The sequence below is a fragment of the Ensifer meliloti genome (assembly GCF_030064585.1).
Lineage (GTDB): Bacteria > Pseudomonadota > Alphaproteobacteria > Rhizobiales > Rhizobiaceae > Sinorhizobium > Sinorhizobium meliloti.
The window spans coordinates 3,616,060-3,634,833 of the sequence record NZ_CP120365.1 but is presented as its reverse complement, the minus strand read 5'-3'; the positions used below and the strand labels follow the sequence as shown (position 1 = coordinate 3,634,833).

Annotated in this window: 17 protein-coding genes; 7 read left to right on the top strand and 10 right to left on the bottom strand. The window is 62.1% G+C overall.

Annotation, left to right across the window (positions count from 1 at the left end):
* Nucleotides 1–230: 230 nt before the first annotated feature.
* The 6 genes from hupB to PZL22_RS24335 all read right to left on the bottom strand — a co-directional run bounded on the left by hupB (nt 231) and on the right by PZL22_RS24335 (nt 8,625).
* Nucleotides 231–503, bottom strand: a complete 273-nt coding sequence (gene hupB, locus PZL22_RS24360; protein ID WP_003531811.1) for a DNA-binding protein HupB — start codon at nt 501–503, stop codon at nt 231–233.
* Between the two features lie 222 nt (nt 504–725).
* Entirely contained in the window at nt 726–3,146 is a 2,421-nt protein-coding gene (gene lon / locus PZL22_RS24355) for an endopeptidase La (RefSeq protein ID WP_003531808.1), read from the bottom strand.
* 472 nt (nt 3,147–3,618) lie between these two features.
* The gene (clpX, locus tag PZL22_RS24350; protein ID WP_003531807.1) at nt 3,619–4,896 is read right to left on the bottom strand and encodes an ATP-dependent Clp protease ATP-binding subunit ClpX; all 1,278 of its coding nucleotides are present in this window, start codon (nt 4,894–4,896) and stop codon (nt 3,619–3,621) included.
* Between the two features lie 294 nt (nt 4,897–5,190).
* Nucleotides 5,191–5,817 (bottom strand): ATP-dependent Clp endopeptidase proteolytic subunit ClpP, encoded by a 627-nt coding sequence (clpP, locus tag PZL22_RS24345; RefSeq protein ID WP_003531805.1) that lies wholly within the window; start codon nt 5,815–5,817, stop codon nt 5,191–5,193.
* A 276-nt stretch (nt 5,818–6,093) separates the two neighbouring features.
* Nucleotides 6,094–7,659 carry a phospholipase D family protein gene (locus PZL22_RS24340; protein ID WP_003531803.1) on the bottom strand — a complete coding sequence of 522 codons (1,566 nt, stop codon included), beginning with the start codon at nt 7,657–7,659 and terminating at the stop codon, nt 6,094–6,096.
* A 108-nt stretch (nt 7,660–7,767) separates the two neighbouring features.
* Nucleotides 7,768–8,625, bottom strand: a complete 858-nt coding sequence (locus PZL22_RS24335; RefSeq protein WP_003531801.1) for an endonuclease/exonuclease/phosphatase family protein — start codon at nt 8,623–8,625, stop codon at nt 7,768–7,770.
* A 171-nt stretch (nt 8,626–8,796) separates the two neighbouring features.
* Between PZL22_RS24335 and PZL22_RS24330 the strand changes: the two genes are divergently transcribed.
* Nucleotides 8,797–10,044 (top strand): cytochrome P450, encoded by a 1,248-nt coding sequence (locus PZL22_RS24330; RefSeq protein ID WP_003531799.1) that lies wholly within the window; start codon nt 8,797–8,799, stop codon nt 10,042–10,044.
* 760 nt (nt 10,045–10,804) lie between these two features.
* On the opposite strand, the gene PZL22_RS24325 is transcribed toward PZL22_RS24330, so the two are convergent.
* Genes PZL22_RS24325 through PZL22_RS24315 form a run of 3 tightly spaced genes read right to left on the bottom strand, consistent with a single transcriptional unit; the run spans nt 10,805 to nt 12,911 of the window.
* Nucleotides 10,805–11,146, bottom strand: coding sequence for a cupin domain-containing protein (locus PZL22_RS24325; RefSeq protein ID WP_003529216.1), 342 nt, complete (start codon nt 11,144–11,146; stop codon nt 10,805–10,807).
* A gap of 28 nt (nt 11,147–11,174) precedes the next feature.
* Nucleotides 11,175–12,455 (bottom strand): O-acetylhomoserine aminocarboxypropyltransferase, encoded by a 1,281-nt coding sequence (locus PZL22_RS24320; protein ID WP_003529218.1) that lies wholly within the window; start codon nt 12,453–12,455, stop codon nt 11,175–11,177.
* A 27-nt stretch (nt 12,456–12,482) separates the two neighbouring features.
* Entirely contained in the window at nt 12,483–12,911 is a 429-nt protein-coding gene (locus PZL22_RS24315) for a CoA-binding protein (protein ID WP_003529220.1), read from the bottom strand.
* A 191-nt stretch (nt 12,912–13,102) separates the two neighbouring features.
* Here PZL22_RS24315 and PZL22_RS24310 point away from each other — a divergent pair, with 191 nt between their 5' ends.
* Nucleotides 13,103–13,939, top strand: a complete 837-nt coding sequence (locus tag PZL22_RS24310) for an EamA family transporter (RefSeq protein ID WP_003529222.1) — start codon at nt 13,103–13,105, stop codon at nt 13,937–13,939.
* 86 nt (nt 13,940–14,025) lie between these two features.
* Here PZL22_RS24310 and PZL22_RS24305 read toward each other — a convergent pair whose 3' ends face one another.
* Nucleotides 14,026–14,847: an enoyl-CoA hydratase gene (locus tag PZL22_RS24305; protein WP_003529224.1), complete on the bottom strand. Its 822-nt coding sequence runs from the start codon at nt 14,845–14,847 to the stop codon at nt 14,026–14,028.
* 168 nt (nt 14,848–15,015) lie between these two features.
* Between PZL22_RS24305 and PZL22_RS24300 the strand changes: the two genes are divergently transcribed.
* The 5 genes from PZL22_RS24300 to argC all read left to right on the top strand — a co-directional run bounded on the left by PZL22_RS24300 (nt 15,016) and on the right by argC (nt 18,738).
* A complete protein-coding gene (locus PZL22_RS24300) occupies nt 15,016–15,447 on the top strand; it encodes a PaaI family thioesterase (protein WP_003529226.1) in 432 nt (143 codons plus the stop codon).
* A 219-nt stretch (nt 15,448–15,666) separates the two neighbouring features.
* Nucleotides 15,667–16,131, top strand: coding sequence for a 50S ribosomal protein L13 (rplM, locus tag PZL22_RS24295; protein WP_003529229.1), 465 nt, complete (start codon nt 15,667–15,669; stop codon nt 16,129–16,131).
* A gap of 2 nt (nt 16,132–16,133) precedes the next feature.
* Nucleotides 16,134–16,601: a 30S ribosomal protein S9 gene (rpsI, locus tag PZL22_RS24290; protein WP_003529231.1), complete on the top strand. Its 468-nt coding sequence runs from the start codon at nt 16,134–16,136 to the stop codon at nt 16,599–16,601.
* Nucleotides 16,602–16,755: 154 nt separating this feature from the next.
* A complete protein-coding gene (gene speB, locus PZL22_RS24285) occupies nt 16,756–17,712 on the top strand; it encodes an agmatinase (protein WP_003529233.1) in 957 nt (318 codons plus the stop codon).
* A gap of 93 nt (nt 17,713–17,805) precedes the next feature.
* A complete protein-coding gene (argC, locus tag PZL22_RS24280; RefSeq protein WP_003529235.1) occupies nt 17,806–18,738 on the top strand; it encodes an N-acetyl-gamma-glutamyl-phosphate reductase in 933 nt (310 codons plus the stop codon).
* Nucleotides 18,739–18,774: the final 36 nt, after the last annotated feature.

The window sequence follows — 18,774 nt, the reverse complement described above, 5'->3', positions numbered from 1 at the left end:
CTGTCCCTCCTTGTCGCGACACGCCTTTGCGCTTCCGCGTGCGTCCGAAAACGTCGGACGGGAGGCTTTTGCAACTGTCCTGTAACAGCTGGATGACAGCGAGGCTTGGAATGAAAAGAGGCCCGGATGACCGGGCCTCAATCAACCTGCCGAATGCCGCCTGGGCGGTATCGCGACAGATGGAACATGAACCAGTAGCGGACGGAGGCACCCGCCGCTCAATCGGTAAATTAGTTGACGGCGTCCTTGAGGCCCTTGCCGGCCGTGAACTTCGGCACGTTGCGTGCCGGGATGTCAACTTCCGCACCCGTCGACGGGTTGCGGCCCTTGCTGGCTTCGCGGCGCGATACGGAGAAATTGCCGAAGCCGACGAGGCGGATGTCGCCGCCGTTCTTCAGTTCGCCCTGAATGGTCTCAAAAACTGCATCAACGGCAGAAGACGCATCTGCCTTCGAGAGTCCGGCCTTGTCGGCTACGGCAGCCACGAGCTCATTTTTGTTCATGTTTCCACCCCTTTCATGCTGGTTCGAAACGACTGTCTTCTTAAGGCGGGGGCTGCGAGAGCAATGCCCACGTCTTGCCATTCCCAATTGCGCCTAATCCCTTGGAATGCAAGGGTTGCAGCGTGCTTTTACAACAAAAAAGACCGGCAGAACGCCGGTCTTCCTTGTTTTTCTGGCCGAAGGGCGCAAGCGGGACACACTTACCACCCTATCTGTACTGCCTCAGTGGGCAATCGAAGTGCCCGCTTCGTCCTGCGAATCAACGGACGGCAGGGCGGCCGGCTGGCTTGCCGGATCCCATTCGATGGGCTCCGGAAGCCGCAGCAACGCGTGCGCGATCACCTCGCCCATCCGCGAAACGGGGATGATTTCGAGGCTGTTCTTGACGTTGTCAGGGATGTCGGCGAGGTCCTTGGCGTTCTCCTCGGGGATCAGCACCTTCTTGATGCCGCCGCGCAGAGCCGCCAGCAACTTCTCCTTCAAACCACCGATCGGCAGGACGCGTCCACGCAGGGTGATTTCACCCGTCATCGCCACGTCCTTGGAGATCGGGATACCGGTCATCACCGAAACGATCGCCGTCGCCATGGCCACACCGGCGGACGGACCGTCCTTCGGGGTTGCTCCCTCGGGCACGTGGACGTGAATGTCGCGCTTGTCGAACAGCGGCGGCTCGATGCCGAAATCGATCGCGCGCGAGCGGACATAGGATGCCGCTGCCGAAATGGATTCCTTCATCACGTCACGCAGGTTGCCGGTAACCGTCATGCGGCCCTTGCCGGGCATCATCACGCCCTCGATCGTCAGCAGTTCGCCGCCGACCTCGGTCCAGGCGAGACCGGTGACCACCCCGACCTGATCGTCGCGCTCGGCTTCGCCATGGCGGAAGCGCGGCACACCGAGATAGTCGTGGATGTTCTCGGCCGTCACTTCGACCTTCTTGGTCTTGCCCTTGAGTATCTCCGTCACCGCCTTGCGCGCCAGCTTCATCAGCTCGCGCTCGAAGTTGCGCACGCCCGCCTCTCGCGTGTAGTTCTGGATGACCGCCATAAGGGCGCCATCGGTCACGGAGAATTCGTTCGGCTGGAGCGCATGATCGCGGATCGCCTTCGGCAGCAGGTGCCGCTTGGCAATCTCCCGCTTTTCATCTTCGGTATAGCCGGCAATGCGGATGACTTCCATGCGGTCCATCAGCGGCGGCGGAATGTTGAGCGTGTTCGCCGTGGTGATGAACATCACGTTGGAGAGGTCGTATTCCACCTCCAGGTAGTGATCCATGAACGTCGAGTTCTGTTCCGGATCGAGCACCTCCAGAAGCGCCGAAGACGGATCGCCACGGAAGTCCTGGCCCATCTTGTCGATCTCGTCGAGCAGGAAGAGCGGGTTGGACTTCTTCGCCTTCTTCATCGACTGGACGACCTTACCCGGCATGGAGCCGATATAGGTCCGCCGATGGCCGCGAATTTCGGCCTCGTCGCGAACGCCGCCCAGTGCCATGCGGATATATTCGCGGCCGGTCGCCTTGGCGATCGACTTGGCGAGCGACGTCTTGCCGACGCCGGGAGGACCGACGAGGCACAGGATCGGCCCCTTGATCTTGGACGAACGGGCCTGCACCGCCAGGTACTCGACGATACGTTCCTTTACCTTGTCCAGACCGAAGTGATCGGTATCCAGCACCTTTTCGGCGTGGTTGAGATCGGTCTTGATCTTCGACTTCTTGCCCCAGGGCAGGCCCAGCAGCCAGTCGAGATAGTTGCGGACCACAGTCGCTTCCGCCGACATCGGGCTCATCTGGCGCAGCTTCTTCAGCTCCGCATCCGCCTTTTCGCGGGCTTCCTTGGAGAGCTTCGTCTTGGAGATGCGCTCTTCGAGCTCGGCCATCTCGTCGCGGCCGTCCTCGCTGTCGCCGAGCTCCTTCTGAATCGCCTTCATCTGCTCATTGAGGTAGTACTCGCGCTGCGTCTTCTCCATCTGGCGCTTGACACGCGAACGGATGCGCTTTTCGACCTGAAGAACCGAAATCTCGCCTTCCATGAAGCCGAGCGCCTTTTCGAGGCGCATCTTCACGCTCGTCGTCTCCAGCATTTCCTGCTTTTCGACGATCTTGATCGACAGGTGGGATGCGACGGTATCAGCGAGCTTCGAGTAGTCTTCGATCTGGCTCGCGACGCCGACGACTTCCGGCGAAATCTTCTTGTTGAGCTTCACATAGCTCTCGAATTCGGAAACGACCGAACGGCTCAGCGCCTCGATCTCGACCGGATCCTCGTCCGGTTCGGGCAGTGCATGGGCCATGGCCTCGTAGAAATCGTCACGCGGCGTATAGCGCTCGATCTCGGCACGCGACCGTCCTTCGACCAGAACCTTCACGGTGCCGTCGGGGAGCTTCAGAAGCTGCAGCACGTTTGCAATCGTGCCGACTTTGTAAATGGCGGAGGGTTCCGGATCGTCATCCGTAGCGTTGATCTGGGTCACGAGCATGATCTGCTTGTCGGTACCCATGACCTCTTCGAGTGCACGGATCGACTTTTCCCGGCCGACGAAGAGCGGCACGATCATGTGGGGGAAGACCACGATGTCACGCAGCGGCAGAACCGGATAGGTCGCGCTTTCAGTCGCCGGAGACGTTTTGTTCGTCATATCATTTCCTTTCCGTCCCGATGTTCGGGCCCGTTTCCGGGAGCCTCTACGGCACTCCCGGCTGTCACATTTCGTACATGAAAGTGGAGTGCAAGAGAGGCCTTTTCAAGGTACGGCGCAATCCCCGCCTTCATGGATAATCCCCGACCTTTAAGCTCGGATGCTGTTGCAGACCTTGCGACCTGCCCGGATATCGCGGTCCGCAAATACGCATCCATTGAATCGGCACATCATCGCGTTGTTGCGGCACTTTAGCAACAATCGATTGGTGCGATCACCATGATTTTGAACTGAAACATTCGAGCGAACGGGCCGGAACGGCGCCTGCAGAGCCGTCCTCCAAAACGCCGGTTCCCCACCCCTTCGCCCCCACGATCGCAACGGCGTCACATGAAAAAGCCCGCACGCGGCGGGCTCTTCAAACAATCGTGAGCGGCGTTGCGCGCCCGAGAAGACGCGCGGCACTGTGGCCTCAAGCCGAAACGTTGGTCTTCTCCTCGGAACGCTCCGAGTAGATGTAGAGCGGCCTCGCCGTCCCCTTGACGACCTCGTCCGAAATGACGACTTCGCGAACGCCTTCCAGCGTCGGCAGTTCGAACATGGTGTCGAGCAGGATCTTCTCCATGATCGAACGCAGGCCGCGTGCGCCGGTCTTGCGGACGATGGCACGGCGGGCGATCTCACGCAGCGCGTCCTCGTGGAAGTTCAGTTCGACGTCTTCCATCTCGAAAAGCCGCTGATACTGCTTGACCAGAGCGTTCTTCGGCTCGGACAGAATCTGGATCAGCGCATCCTCGTCGAGATCCTCGAGCGTCGCCAGAACCGGCAAGCGCCCGATGAACTCCGGGATGAGGCCGAACTTGACCAGATCTTCCGGTTCTAGCTCGCGCAGCACCTCGCCGACGCGGCGGTCTTCCGGAGCGCGCACGGTCGCGCCGAAGCCGATCGACGTCTTCTCGCCGCGGGCGGAGATGATCTTGTCGAGGCCCGCAAAAGCGCCGCCGCAGATGAAGAGGATATTCGTCGTATCCACCTGCAGGAATTCCTGCTGCGGATGCTTGCGGCCGCCCTGGGGCGGTACCGAGGCGACGGTACCTTCCATGATCTTCAAAAGCGCCTGCTGCACGCCCTCGCCCGAAACGTCGCGAGTGATCGACGGGTTGTCGGACTTACGGGAAATCTTGTCGACCTCGTCGATGTAGACGATGCCGCGCTGGGCGCGCTCGACGTTGTAATCGGCCGCCTGCAGGAGCTTGAGGATGATGTTCTCGACGTCCTCACCGACATAGCCGGCCTCCGTCAGCGTCGTCGCGTCGGCCATCGTGAAGGGAACGTCGATGATGCGGGCGAGCGTCTGCGCCAGATAGGTCTTGCCGCAGCCGGTCGGCCCGACCAGCATGATGTTCGACTTCGCCAGCTCCACGTCGCTGCTCTTTGCCGCATGTGCAAGGCGCTTGTAGTGGTTATGCACGGCGACCGACAGGATGCGCTTGGCCTGCTGCTGACCGATGACGTATTCGTCGAGGACCTTGATGATCTCCTGCGGCGTCGGAACGCCGTCGCGGGACTTGACCATCGAGGTCTTGTTCTCTTCGCGGATGATGTCCATGCAGAGTTCGACGCATTCATCGCAGATGAACACGGTCGGTCCGGCAATCAGCTTGCGGACTTCATGCTGGCTCTTGCCGCAAAACGAACAATAGAGGGTATTCTTCGAGTCACCGCCGTTGCTACCGCTGACCTTGCTCATTTCCACTTCCTTCCAGCACGCCGGACACCTTCGGAAAGATATCACGGACACTCAGTTCGCCTTGCACGTCGGCTCCAGGCGCCGCCCAAGGCTCTTGGGAGTACTCACCGTCCCGGGCGGAGGCCCGATCACCGGTTGCAACGACTCTCCCGATCAAATCCGAATGCTATGCCCCTTGTTCCAACATAGCATTAAGGATTCATATTAACGGCTTTGCCCCTCGGATAAAGCCCCTTCGCCATTACAAATGTGTCACAATTACATCTGTGGCGACACAAAAGCCCGTGTTCGAACCTATTCCATGCCCTCGACCGCATCGCGCGACGTGATCACCTTGTCGATCAAACCCCAGTCGAGCGCTTCGTCCGCGCTCATGAAATGATCGCGGTCGAGCGTCTGCTCGACTTCTTCGTAGGTGCGGCCGCAATGCTTGACGTAAACCTCGTTCAGCCGGCGCTTCATCTTGAGAATGTCGCGTGCATGCCGTTCGATGTCGGACGCCTGGCCCTGGAACCCGCCGGAGGGCTGGTGGACCATGATGCGCGAATTGGGCGTTGCGAACCGCATGTCCTTGTGACCGGCGGCAAGCAGCAGCGAGCCCATCGATGCCGCCTGGCCGATGCAGAGCGTCGATACCGCCGGCTTGATGAACTGCATGGTGTCGTAGATCGCCATGCCCGCCGTCACGACACCGCCCGGAGAGTTGATGTAGAGAGCGACTTCCTTCTTCGGGTTTTCCGCCTCGAGGAACAGCAGCTGTGCGCAGACCAGCGTCGCCATGTGGTCTTCGACCGGTCCCGTCAGGAAGATGATGCGCTCCTTGAGCAGTCGCGAATAGATGTCGTAGGATCGCTCGCCGCGATTGGTCTGCTCAACAACCATCGGCACCAGCGCCATGGCCGTATCAACTGGATTTCTCATATCGAACCTTCATCAATCGGGACCGCATCCCTTCGCGGACCGGAATCATCGGATAAGCCTCAGACCTTACATAGAGTGTCAATGCCCTTCACTTCAAGACGCGAACATTCGATAAACTGAATAGTCGCAGGCCCGGGGTCCAGAGCTTTTCATCGGCGTGGCGGATTGGCGGTAGAACAATTTTCCAATTCTTGATGCCGTCGCGCATGCCCCCGGCCACCTTCCTCACAGGCATTCGCAATAGCGCGGTAAACGACCGGTAAATTCCGTCGCCTCTCAAAGCTGTGACTCCAACGGCAGAAAGCGGATCACGCCGGCGATCAGCCGCCGGAGAATGCCTGCGTCCGGCTCGCGCCGCAGCAGCCGCAGGGAGCCGTTCGTCCGATCCCGCCATGCGGGCCGGCCGTCCTTCAGCATCAGGCGATAGCTCCGTTCCGGCGCCGTTTCCTCGTCGAATATCGATTGGAGCTCGGCGGCGAGCGCCTCGTCGGAAAAGACGATGCCCATCTCGGTGTTGAGCGACGCGGAACGCGGATCGAAGTTCATGGAGCCGACGTAGCCGCAGAGGCCATCGACGACGAAGGCCTTGGTGTGGAGGCTCGCGTTTCGCGCTCCGAACAGCGACATGCGGTGACGATCGAAGAAATCGCCGCGCTCCTTGAGCTCGTAGAGCTCGACACCGCCGTCAAGCAGCCCTTTGCGATACTTCACGTAGCCGCCATGCACTGCCGCGACATCGGTTGCAGCGAGCGAATTCGTCAGCACCGCCACCCTCGCGCCCTTTCCCGCGAGGAGCGCCAGCACGCGCGTCCCCGCTGCGCCGGGGATGAAGTAGGGCGAGATGATCCGCAGATCACGGCTGGCGCCCTTGATCAGTGGGAACAGTTCGCGCAGCAGCCAGTTCTGCCGCTTCTGCATCAGCGCCTTTTCCGGCGGGTCGAACGCCATGCGCACATCCGCGCTGCGATGGAGGGTCCGGCTTCCCCAGTATGAGCCGGGACCCGCAGCCGCCGCGTCTGCGACCCTTTCCAGATAGAAGCGCGCGGCCGCCGTGCGCGCCAGCCCGTCCAGCGCCTCCCTCAGCGCCGGAAGGTACTGCTTGCGCGGCGTCCTGAGGGCTGCGATCGGCAGCACCGACGTGCTGTTCCAGTAGAGATCGAACATGGCCGTCGCCTGGTCGACGACCGGACCCGCCATCCAGACGTCGAGGTCACGGAAGTTCGACAGTTCGGCCGCGTCGAAATAGGCATCACCGATGTTGCGCCCACCGGATATCGCCAGCCGGCCATCGGCAACCCACAGCTTGTTGTGCATCCGGCGCGTCGCACTGAAGGCCCGTATCGCCATTTCGAACCCGCGGCGGAAGCGGTCCGTTCGTGCCCGGCTTGGGTTGAAGAGGCGCACGTCGACATTCGGATGGGCGTCGAGCGAAATGCAGAGACGATCATGGATTCCTGCATTGATATCGTCGAGCAGCAGGCGGACGCGAACGCCGCGGTCGGCCGCCCGGATGATCTCGCGCGTCAGCAGAAACCCCGTCAGGTCGTCCTTCCAGTAGTAATATTGCAGGTCGAGGCTGCGCCCCGCCCGGCGCGCCGAAAGCGCCCGCGCAACGAAGGCTTCGATGTTATCGGAAATGAGCGCGACCACGCTCTCGCCGGGCTGGGCGGCACCCAGCAGTGGGCCCAATTGCCGATCGATGCCCGTCTCGTCTCCGCCGATGGGGAGCGCGAATGAGGGTTCGGTCCGCGGCCTGCGGCCAAACCAGCCGTAGACATAGAGGACCGCGACCAGGAAGAGCCCGCAGAGCGCTACGAGAAAAAGTGCAACCCACGACCACATCAGATGCTGCCCTGCCGCATGTTTCACCGGAGCCGGATCAAGGGTGAAACATGCAGAAACCAAAGTACGACGGCGACCATTGCGCCTTCTATGAGGCGTGCGACACCGCTATCCCTGCCCCGCATCGGCCAATCGGGCCTCCTCATCCTCGGGGCCGTCCTTCTGGACAACCTTGAGATCGATCGAGGCCTTGACGGGCAGATGGTCCGAAGCCACGCGCGCCAGCGGCGTGTCGTGCACGGCCACCGAGGTCACCAGATGATGCGGATTGCCGAGAACCCGGTCGAGCGGCAGCAGCGGAAAGCGCGAGGGAAAACTGGCAACGGCTGAATGCGACGGGTCGAATATCGGACTGAGGAAGCTGAGCGAGGAGCGTTTGCCCATGCGCCACTCGTTGAGGTCGCCGATCAGCAGCGTCGGCCGGCCGGCACCGTCCGCCGTCGCCTTCAAAAGCGTTTCCGCCTGGCGCGCCCGGGAATGACGCAGCAGGCCCAGGTGAGCGGCGATCACCCGCAACGGTCCCGCTTTCAGGTCGAGATCGACGACGAGGGCACCGCGCGGCTCGACGCCCGGCAATTTCAGCTGCCGCACGTCGGAAACCGCACCCTCACGGATAAGCAGGACGTTGCCATGCCATCCGTGGCCTTTCTCGCTAAAAGGCGAAATCGGAACGGAGACAAGATGCGCCTCACGGCGCAGGTGCTCGAGATCCAGGAGCCCCGCGCGCTCGCCGAATCTCTGGTCGGCCTCCTGAAGCGCGACGATATCCGCACCGATCTCGGCGATAACCTGCGCAATTCGCGGCGGGTCGAAGCGCCCGTCGGTGCCCACGCATTTGTGGATATTATAGGAGGCGATCACGATGTCGCCGCGGTTAACGGCGGCATCACGGTTGACGACCGTGGGCCGCCGCTTTCGTATCGCCGCCATAATGCCCGCGGATAGATTGCCTTGCGCCTTTGCCATGCCGCTCCCTGCTTGCTGCCGCATCATGCTCAAATAGGTCGGGCGGTGCTACCGAAAAAGTATCTATCGCCGATGTTGTTCCTTCCGGTGCCGAGGCACTTGCAGTCAGCCCTCATGGCGCAATAGAGATGCGGATCGCCATCCGATTGCAGCATTCGAAGAGTCGATATCATGTCCATCGCCCCCGGTATCACCATCGACGGCCCCGCCCGGCGCGTCTCCCTTGACGTCCGCAACCCCCGTTTCTTCCGCAATCCGCTGCCGGCCTACGCGGCGCTCCATGCGCAATGTCCGGCCTTTTTCTGGGAAGAGCCGCAGCAGTGGTTCTTTGCGGGCTACGAGCAGGTGAACAGCCTGTTGCGCGACCGTCGCTTCGGCCGACAGATCCTGCATGTCGCGACCCGGGAAGAACTCGGCATGCCGGAGCCGAAACCGCATCTGAAAGATTTCGATGCACTCGAGGCGCACTCGCTGCTCGAACTGGAGCCTCCGGCCCATACGCGGCTGCGCACGCTCGTCAACCGCGCCTTCGTCTCCCGTCAGATCGAACAGCTCAGGCCGGAAATCGAGGCGCTCTCGCATGCGGTGATCGACGGCTTCGAGAAGGATGGCGAGACCGAGCTGTTGAAGACCTATGCCGAGACGATCCCGGTAACCATCATCGCGCGGATGCTCGGCATTCCGGTCGAAGCGGCGCCGCGTCTGCTCGACTGGTCGCACCGCATGGTGAAGATGTACGTGTTCAATCCCAGCCTGGAAACGGAGTTCGACGCCAACAATGCATCGGCGGAGTTCGCCGGCTACCTGAAAGGGATCATAGCCGGGAAGCGGACAAACCCGGCCGACGACCTGCTCACGCATATGATCACCTCGGAGAAAGACGGCGAGCGCCTGTCGGACGCGGAGCTGATTTCGACCACGGTCCTCCTTCTGAATGCGGGCCACGAGGCGACGGTTCATCAGATCGGCAATGCCGTGCGCACGATCCTGCAGTCCGGCCTCTCGCCCGCCGGACTTTTCTCGGACGAGAAGGCGACGGAGCGCACGGTGGAGGAGTGTCTGCGCTTCGCCGCGCCCTTGCACATCTTCCAGCGCTACGCCCTCATGGATATCGAGCTGGAGAACGGCATCGCCCTCAGGAAAGGGGACAAGATCGGCCTCATGCTGGGGGCGGCGAACGTCGATCCGCGCAAATTCTCCTCTCCCGATACGTTCAGGCCGGACCGCAACGAAGGCGCCAATCTTTCATTCGGCGCCGGCCTGCACTTCTGCATCGGCGCACCGCTGGCACGGCTGGAGTTGCAGATTTCGCTGCCGATCCTGTTCCGACGGCTTCCCGGGATGCGGCTCAAGAACGAGCCGCCGGTCAAGGACGCCTTCCACTTTCATGGTCTGGAGCGGCTCGATCTCGTCTGGTGAGCGGCGGCTCGAAATCGCTAACTTCCCCCAACCTCATTCCTGTGCTTGTCACAGGAATCCAGCCACCCCAAGTCCTTGGGCTGAAAGAACTCTTCCCGCGCCGCAGACGCGGCGCTGCTGGATCCCTGTGACAGGCACAGGGATGAGGGCGAAAGGAGGGACGGATGCAGTCCGTCGATACGTCGGTACTATCCACAGGCCGCGCCGCAGTTGAAATATGCCCGCACACCCGCAAGCGGACACTGCCGTAACGCATACCTTCTCCCAACCTCATTCCTGTGCCCGTCACAGAAATCCAGCCAGACCAAGTCCTTGGGCTGAAAGACTCTTCCCCCGCCGCAGACGCGGCGCTGCTGGATCCCTGTGACAGGCACAGGGATGAGGGTGGAAGTGGGGACGGATGCCGTCCGTCGATACGGAGATACTATCCTCAGGCCGAGCCGCAGGTGAAATATGCCCGCACACCCACAAGCGGACACTGCCCGTAACGCATACCTTCCCCCAACCTCATTCCTGTGCCCGTCACAGGAATCCAGCAAGCCCAAGTCCTTGGGCTTAAAGAACTGTTCGGCGCCGCAGACGCGGCGCTGCTGGATCCCTGTGACAAGCACAGGGATGAGGGTGGACGTGGGGACGGATGCCGTCCGTCGATACGGAGATACTATCCTCAGGCCGAGCCGCAGGTGAAATATGCCCGCACACCCGCAAGCGGACACTGCCGTAACGCATACCTTCCCCAACGTCCTCATCGCGGCCGGCGTCAGACGCGGATCACGTAGTCCTTGCGAGTCGTTTCAACGACTTCCCAGGTTCCCTTGAAGCCGGGTCTCAGCACCAGGCTGTCGCCGGCTCTGAGATGAAGGGGTACCCCGCCCTCTTCGGTCACGATCGAATGACCTGAGAGGATGTGGAAATATTCCCACTCGTCATAGACGATGCGCCACTTGCCCGGCGTGGCCTCCCATATGCCCGCATAGAGCCCGCCGGCCTCCTCGAAATTCCAGGTGCGAAATTCCGGATTTCCAGAAATCAGCCTGTCGGGCGCCGGCGCCCCGATCTCAGCTTCGACAGAAGACGGATCGAAATTCAGCATATGGCTCATGGGAAGCCTCCACGTCCTGCAGTGCCTCTCAGGCCTTGCCCAGCGCCTGTTCCAGATCGGCAATGATGTCGGCCACATCCTCGATGCCGACCGACAACCGGATGACGTCGGGTCCGGCGCCTGCGGCGACCTGCTGCTCCGGCGTGAGCTGCCGGTGCGTGGTCGATGCGGGGTGGATGACGAGCGAACGCGTGTCGCCGATATTGGCAAGATGGGAGAACATTTCCAGTGCCTCGACAAAGCGCTTTCCCGCCTCGTATCCGCCCGCGAGCCCGAAGGTGAAAACGGCTCCCGCCCCCTTCGGCGAGTAGCGTTTCTGCAGTGCGTGGTTCGGATCGCCTTCGAGCCCGGAATAGCGGACCCAGGACACTTTTTCATGCCCCTTCAGCCATTTAGCGACCTCCAGCGCGTTGTCGCAATGGCGCTGCATCCTCAGCGGCAGCGTCTCGACGCCGGTCTGGATCAGGAAGGCGTTGAAGGGCGAAATGGCCGGACCGAAGTCCCTCAGACCCAGTACCCGTGCGGCGATGGCGAAAGCGAAGTTGCCGAAGGCCTGGTGCAGGACGACGCCGCCATATTCGGGCCTCGGCTCCGACAGCAGCGGATACTTGCCGGATTTCGACCAGTCGAACGTACCGCCGTCGACGATGATGCCACCCATCGAATTGCCATGACCGCCGATGAATTTGGTGAGCGAATGGACGACGATATCGGCGCCGTGTTCGAGCGGCCGCATCAGATAGGGCGTCGCCATCGTATTGTCGACGATGAGCGGCAGTCCGTGTCGCCGCGCAACGTCAGCGATCGCGGCTATGTCGACGAAGGTGCCGCCCGGATTGGCGAGGCTTTCGATGAAGATCGCCTTGGTGCGTTCGTCGATCTGCGCATCGAAGCTTTCGGGCTCCGCCGAATCGGCCCAGCGGACCTGCCAGTCGAAGGCCTTGAAGGCATGGCCGAACTGATTGGCCGACCCGCCGTAAAGCTGTCTGGCGGAAACGAAATTGTCACCCGGCCTCATGATCGTATGGAAAACCAGCAGCTGGGCCGCATGCCCCGAGGAAACGGCCAGCCCGGCGGTCCCGCCTTCGAGCGCCGCGATCCGCTCCTCCAGCACCGCCTGCGTCGGGTTCATGATGCGGGTATAGATATTGCCGAATTGCTGGAGGCCGAAGAGTGCGGCCGCATGATCCGTGTCGTTGAAGACGAAGCTGGTCGTCTGATAGATCGGCGTCGCCCGCGCACCGGTCGTCGGATCGGGCTGGGCCCCGGCGTGAATTGCAAGCGTGCTGAATCCGGGTCCGGCTTTCATCGTCGTTCCTCCCTCAATTATCAAGGATCATCCGACCAGTCGCGGATATTCGATTGCCGGGCAACGGTCCATGACGACCTTGATGCCTGCGGCCTCAGCCTTGGCGGCAGCTGCGTCGTCGCGGACGGACAGTTGTCCCCAGATGACCTTGGGCAGGGCCGGCAGCGCCAGGATCTCGTCGACGAGCGCGGGCAAGGCCGAAGCCGCACGGAAGACGTCCACCATGTCGATCGGCTCCCCTATATCCGCGAGGCGCGCTACCACCGGCTGGTCGAGGATCGTACCGCCCGCATGGCCGGGATTGACCGGAATGACGCGGTATCCCTTGCGGAGAAGGAAGGCCATGACGCGATAGCTCGGCCGCTCCGGCTTCGGCGAGGCGCCGACGAGCGCGATGGTCTTCGTCTCGCGCAGGATGTCGGCAAGATAATAGTCCGGGTAGGCGTCGTGGTTCATGCTTGTTGTCCGGGCATGTTCATCATGCGGAGCGATAGTTGGCGTGGAGCGGCCGCGAGTCAACCGAGGCACCTTCCCCCGGCCATGCATTTCAACCGTTTCGTTGCGATCGATCCGTAATTCCGGTTGCATTTCGGCAAATGCGAGCCCACAACCGGCTTTCCCGCCCAATCACCCCGCCGAGGTTCATCTTGCCGCCGGACGTCATTGCGCTCGTACTTCTCGGAGCGCTGCTGCACGCGACCTGGAACGCGCTCGTCAAGGCCGGTACGGAAAAATCGCTCGACGCCGCCATGGTGTCGCTTGGCGGCGCGGTCGTGGCGCTCCCCTTCCTGCCCTTCCTCCCGATGCCCGGTTCCGAGGCCGTGCCTTACATCCTGGTTTCGGCACTTTTCCAGTTCGCCTATTTCCAGCTGGTCGCAGCCGCGTACCGCGCAGGTGACATCGGGCTGGTCTATCCCTTGATGCGCGGCGTCGCTCCTCTGCTCGTTGCGGCGACGAGCAGCCTCGTCATCGGCGAGGAACTGACCGGCGGCGCGATGGCCGGCATCATGACGATCTGCGCGGGCGTGCTGACGCTCGCCTTCGAATCCCGCAAGGGCGGCAGGCACGCCATCGTTCTGGCACTGCTCAATGCCTGCGTGATCGCGAGCTATACCTATGTCGACGGGATAGGCGCCCGCATCTCCGGCAATGCCATATCCTACACGCTCTGGATGGCATTGCTGCCGCCGGTCCTGCTCTTCGGCTGGGCCTTTGCCCGGCGCGGCGTCAAGCCGGTCGCGCGGCATGTGAGCCGTCACTGGTGGCGCGGGCTTATCGGCGGCGCCGGATCGATCGGCTCCTATGGCCTTGCGCTCTGGGCGATGACGAAAGCCCCGGTCGCCACCGTCGCGGCGCTCCGCGAAACGGCAATCCTCTTTGCCGTGGTCATCTCCGTCGTGTTCCTCAAGGAGCGCGTCAGCGCCTGGCGCATCATCGCCGCCTGCATCATTGCGCTCGGTGCCTTGCTGCTCAGGCTCGCCTGAGGCCTAGGACATAAAGCGCGCCGCGCTGTAGGTCGTTATCATGCATGTCGTATCCAAAACCGCTGCACACTTTTGGGCGGCATGCACTATTCCTCCTTCCATTCCGGCATGCGCTTGCCGAGAAAGGCACCGATACCTTCCTCGGCATCGCGGGCGAGCATGTTCTCGACCATCACACCGACAGCGAAGTCGTAAGCATCGGCAAGCGGCATTTCCGCCTGGCGATAGAAAGCCTCCTTGCCGATCTTCAGCGCCTGCGGCGACTTCGAGGCGATGATCGACGCATATTTGTCGATGACCTGGCGCAGATATTGCTGCGGGACGATGCGATTGACGAGACCGAACTCCTTCGCTGTCCCGGCATCGATCGTCTCACCGGTCAAAAGCATCTCCATCGCCTGCTTGCGATGGGCGGCGCGCGTCAGGGCGACCATCGGCGTAGAACAGAAAAGACCGATATTCACGCCGGGGGTGCAGAAGGTCGACGTGTCGGTGCAGATCGCGAGATCGCAACTGGCGACCAGCTGGCAGCCCGCGGCGGTCGCGAGGCCATCGACTTCGGCGATGACCGCCTGCGGCAGCCTGGTGATCGTCAGCATGACTTCGGCTGCTAGGCGAATCGTTCGCTCGAAGAACGCCCGGCCTCCGTCGGGGTCGGCCCTGTGGGAGGTCATTTCCTTGAGATCGTGGCCGGCGGAGAAGAGCTTGCCTGTCGCGGCGATCACGACGACCTTGATCTCTTTCGAGACGGACGCCTCCTCGAGCGCCGCCAGCAATGCTTCCATCAGGGCGATCGAAAGCACGTTTGCCGGGGGATTGTTGAGGGTAAGCCGCAGGACCGGGCCATCGAACTCCCGCAGCAAGGGTCCGTTCGACTCTTCTTTCCTGAATGAAACGACGTCCGCCATGGTTCTCTCCCATATCGAAGTTCGTGCCGTGGTACGCCGCCGTCACCGCTCTTTCAAGCCCGCGCGCCGGACTGACCCATAACTGCGTAAGACCAATTTCCCGCTTGCGCGGCGCTGCAGGACGTTCTGTAACGGGTGCAACAAGGCAAGTAACATGGAGAGGACGCGATGACCCTGCAGCCGGTCATGACCGTCGATGAGCTCAACCGCTTTCTCGACACCGATTTTCCGCAGGTCCACACGGACGGGAAGGTCTTCTCGGTGACCGAGACCGGACCGGGCTTCGCCACGATGCGGCTCGACCCGAACGAGCGCCACATCCGTCCGGGCGGCACGGTCTCGGGCCCGACGCTCTTCGCGCTGGCGGACGTGTCGGCCTATATCGCGCTCATCGCGCATATCGGTCCGGTCGCGCTTGCCGTCACCACCAGCCTCAACATCAACTTCCTGCGCAAGCCGGAACCGGAACCACTCGAATGTACCTGCCGGATTCTCAAGCTTGGCAAACGGCTGGCCGTTCTCGACGCCTCGATAAAGCCGGTGGCAAGCCCCGATTTGGTCGCTCATGCGACGGCGACCTATTCCATTCCGCCTCGCTGAAGTGTGGTATTATAAAACCACATCGCTAACCGTTTGAATTCACTTCATCTTCTTTCATGACGCGCGGAAAGTCGGCCTTGACCTTGTTTGCGAGCTTCCGTATAAGCTGCCCCAGATCGCGGTCCGACTGGGCCGCCTTCTTTTTTGCCCTCCTCGAGGTCAAAGCAAGCAACAAGAAACGCCCGGCTTCGTTCCGGGTCCAAACGAAAGAGTTTAGATATGGCAACCTTCGTTCAGAAGCCTGCAGAGGTGGAGAAGAAGTGGATCCTCATCGACGCCGAAGGCCTCGTTGTCGGTCGCCTCGCTTCCCTCATCGCAAACCGCCTGCGCGGCAAGCATAAAGCCACCTACACGCCGCATGTCGACGACGGCGACAACGTCATCGTCATCAATGCAGAGAAGGCCGTCCTCACCGGCAAGAAGTACACCGACAAGAAGTACTACTGGCACACCGGTTACCCCGGCGGCATCAAGGAGCGCACCGCGCGCCAGATCATCGAAGGCCGCTTCCCGGAGCGCGTCATCGAGAAGGCCGTCGAGCGCATGGTTCCGCGCGGCCCGCTCGGCCGTCGCCAGATGAAGAACCTGCGTGTCTACGCCGGCTCGAACCACCCGCACGAAGCACAGCAGCCGGCCGTCCTCGACGTCGCCAAGCTGAACAGCAAGAACACAAGGAGCGCCTGATAATGGCTGACCTTTCCGCTCTCAAGGAAATCGCCACGACCGCGGAACCGGCTGCTCCGGTTCACGTCAAGAAAGTCGACGCCCAGGGCCGCTCCTACGCGACCGGCAAGCGCAAGGACGCCGTCGCCCGCGTTTGGATCAAGGCCGGTTCCGGCAAGATCACCATCAACGGCAAGCCTTTCTCGGACTATTTCGCCCGTCCGGTTCTGCAGATGATCCTGCAGCAGCCGGTCGTCGCGGCTGCCCGTGACGGCCAGTTCGACATCGATGCGACCGTTGCCGGCGGCGGCCTTTCCGGCCAGGCCGGTGCCGTTCGTCACGGCATTTCCAAGGCCCTCACCTACTTCGAACCGGGCCTGCGCCCCGTTCTGAAGCGTGGCGGCTTCCTCACCCGCGACAGCCGCGTGGTCGAGCGCAAGAAGTACGGCCGTGCCAAGGCACGTCGTTCGTTCCAGTTCTCCAAGCGCTAATCGCTGGCAGACTGCACTTTCGAAGGCCGGGCTCGTCCCGGCTTTTTTTCATGCTCCGTGGGCCAAGGGTTCCCGTGCACATGATTTTGACGCCGGGCTCTTGCCTTGCCCCGATCGATTGGCCAACGTCCCGTCCATCCGACGGGAGAACAGCATGGCCAACAAGTCGATCGACCACGCGATCACTGCAAAATCACTGACGACGGCGGCCTCCGATCCGACGCATGCCGGCATCCTTTCCTTCATGCGGCGGAAATACACCAAGGAGCTCAAGGGTGTGGAGGCGGTCGTCTGGGGAATCCCGTTCGATGCGGCCACGTCGAATCGCCCCGGCGCACGCTTCGGGCCTCAGGCGATCCGCCGTGCATCGGCGATCTTCGACAACGATCCGCAATATCCGTTCCAGCGCGACCTGTTTGCCGACATGGCGACGATCGATTACGGCGATTGCCTGCTCGACTACGGCAAACATGCGAGGACTCCCCAGACCATCGAGCGCGAGGCGTCGAAAATCCTGAAGTCGGGCGCCTACCTGCTGACGCTCGGCGGCGACCACTTCGTCACCTATCCCATCCTGAGGGCCCATGCAGCCCTGCACGGGCCCCTCGCCCTCGTCCAGTTCGATGCCCATCAGGACACCTGGCCGGACGAGAAAGGCCGCATCGATCATGGCGCCTTCGTCGGCCGCGCGGCACGCGAGGGACTGATCGACGTGGAACGCTCGATCCAGATCGGCATCCGGACGCATGCACCGGAGGATTGCGGCATTCGGATCGTCTACGGCTACGAGCTCGAGGAGATGCGCGCCGAGGAGATCGCCGATACCATCATCCGCCATGTCGACAATCGCCCCGCCTATCTGACCTTCGATATCGATTGCCTCGACCCGGCCTTTGCGCCCGGCACGGGCACGCCCGTGGCCGGCGGCCCCTCGAGCGCAAAGATACTATCGGTCCTGCGCAAACTCGGAGCGCTTCATATCGCCGGAAGCGACGTGGTCGAGGTGGCGCCCGCCTACGACCACGCGGACCTCACCGCCATTGCTGGCTCGACCATCGCCATGTATATGCTGGGCCTGCGTGCCGAGTGGCTGGCGGAGAGGCGCGGCTGATCGAAGCGGCTGCGTGCGCTCAAGAAATTGATTCAATTCTATGCCAGACTGATTCCGGAAACGCCGCTAACGGACTGCAGGAGCAGGGAAATCATGAAACCGAAGATCTTTATCGATGGCGAACACGGCACGACGGGCCTGCAGATCCGTGTGCGCATGGCCGGGCGTACGGATCTCGAACTCCTGTCCATTCCGGAAGCAGAGCGACGCAATGCGGCGATGCGTGAGGACCTTCTGAACAGCGCCGATATCGCCATCCTATGCCTGCCGGACGACGCCTCGCGGGAGGCCGTTGCCATGGTGGCCGGAAACAATCGCGTGCGCGTCATCGACACTTCGACCGCGCATCGCGTCGCTCCCGACTGGGCCTATGGCTTTGCCGAGATGGACAAGGCGCAGCCCCAGCGGATCCGCGACGCGCGCCATGTCGCCAATCCCGGCTGCTACCCGACCGGAGCGATCGCCCTGATCCGCCCTCTGCGCCAGGCGGGTATCCTGCCGGATGGCTATCCCGTCACCGTCAATGCGGTTTCGGGCTATACCGGCGGCGGCAAACAGATGATCGCGCAGATGGAGGACGATCAGAATCCGGACCACATCGGCGCGCCGCATTTCCTTTATGGGCTTACGCTGAAGCACAAGCACGTGCCGGAAATGAAGATGCACGGGCTCCTCGAGCGCGCACCGGTCTTCAGCCCTTCCGTCGGCAAGTTCGCGCAGGGGATGATCGTGCAGGTGCCGCTCTATCTCGAGGACCTGGCTGCCGGTGCAACGCTCGAAACGATCCATCGTGCCCTCGTCGACCATTATGCGGGACAGTCGATCGTCGAAGTCGTGCCGCTTGACGAGAGCGCCAAGCTCGCCCGGATCGATGCGACGGAGCTCGCCGGCAGCGACGCCATGAAGCTTTTCGTCTTTGGCACCAAGGGCGGAGCGCATGTCAATCTGGTCGCGCTGCTCGATAATCTCGGCAAGGGCGCCTCGGGCGCCGCCGTCCAGAACATGGACCTGATGCTGTCCGCCTGACACAGCAAATCGAGACGAAAACCCCGGCAGCGTTCC

Excerpts from the sequence above, each read along its gene's own strand:
- hupB (WP_003531811.1), bottom strand. The coding sequence starts at position 503 with ATGAACAAAAATGAGCTCGTGGCTGCCGTAGCCGACAAGGCCGGACTC.
- lon (WP_003531808.1), bottom strand. The coding sequence starts at position 3,146 with ATGACGAACAAAACGTCTCCGGCGACTGAAAGCGCGACCTATCCGGTT.
- clpX (WP_003531807.1), bottom strand. The coding sequence starts at position 4,896 with ATGAGCAAGGTCAGCGGTAGCAACGGCGGTGACTCGAAGAATACCCTC.
- clpP (WP_003531805.1), bottom strand. The coding sequence starts at position 5,817 with ATGAGAAATCCAGTTGATACGGCCATGGCGCTGGTGCCGATGGTTGTT.
- PZL22_RS24340 (WP_003531803.1), bottom strand. The coding sequence starts at position 7,659 with ATGTGGTCGTGGGTTGCACTTTTTCTCGTAGCGCTCTGCGGGCTCTTC.
- PZL22_RS24335 (WP_003531801.1), bottom strand. The coding sequence starts at position 8,625 with ATGGCAAAGGCGCAAGGCAATCTATCCGCGGGCATTATGGCGGCGATA.
- PZL22_RS24330 (WP_003531799.1), top strand. The coding sequence starts at position 8,797 with ATGTCCATCGCCCCCGGTATCACCATCGACGGCCCCGCCCGGCGCGTC.
- PZL22_RS24325 (WP_003529216.1), bottom strand. The coding sequence starts at position 11,146 with ATGAGCCATATGCTGAATTTCGATCCGTCTTCTGTCGAAGCTGAGATC.
- PZL22_RS24320 (WP_003529218.1), bottom strand. The coding sequence starts at position 12,455 with ATGAAAGCCGGACCCGGATTCAGCACGCTTGCAATTCACGCCGGGGCC.
- PZL22_RS24315 (WP_003529220.1), bottom strand. The coding sequence starts at position 12,911 with ATGAACCACGACGCCTACCCGGACTATTATCTTGCCGACATCCTGCGC.
- PZL22_RS24305 (WP_003529224.1), bottom strand. The coding sequence starts at position 14,847 with ATGGCGGACGTCGTTTCATTCAGGAAAGAAGAGTCGAACGGACCCTTG.
- PZL22_RS24300 (WP_003529226.1), top strand. The coding sequence starts at position 15,016 with ATGACCCTGCAGCCGGTCATGACCGTCGATGAGCTCAACCGCTTTCTC.
- rplM (WP_003529229.1), top strand. The coding sequence starts at position 15,667 with ATGGCAACCTTCGTTCAGAAGCCTGCAGAGGTGGAGAAGAAGTGGATC.
- rpsI (WP_003529231.1), top strand. The coding sequence starts at position 16,134 with ATGGCTGACCTTTCCGCTCTCAAGGAAATCGCCACGACCGCGGAACCG.
- speB (WP_003529233.1), top strand. The coding sequence starts at position 16,756 with ATGGCCAACAAGTCGATCGACCACGCGATCACTGCAAAATCACTGACG.
- argC (WP_003529235.1), top strand. The coding sequence starts at position 17,806 with ATGAAACCGAAGATCTTTATCGATGGCGAACACGGCACGACGGGCCTG.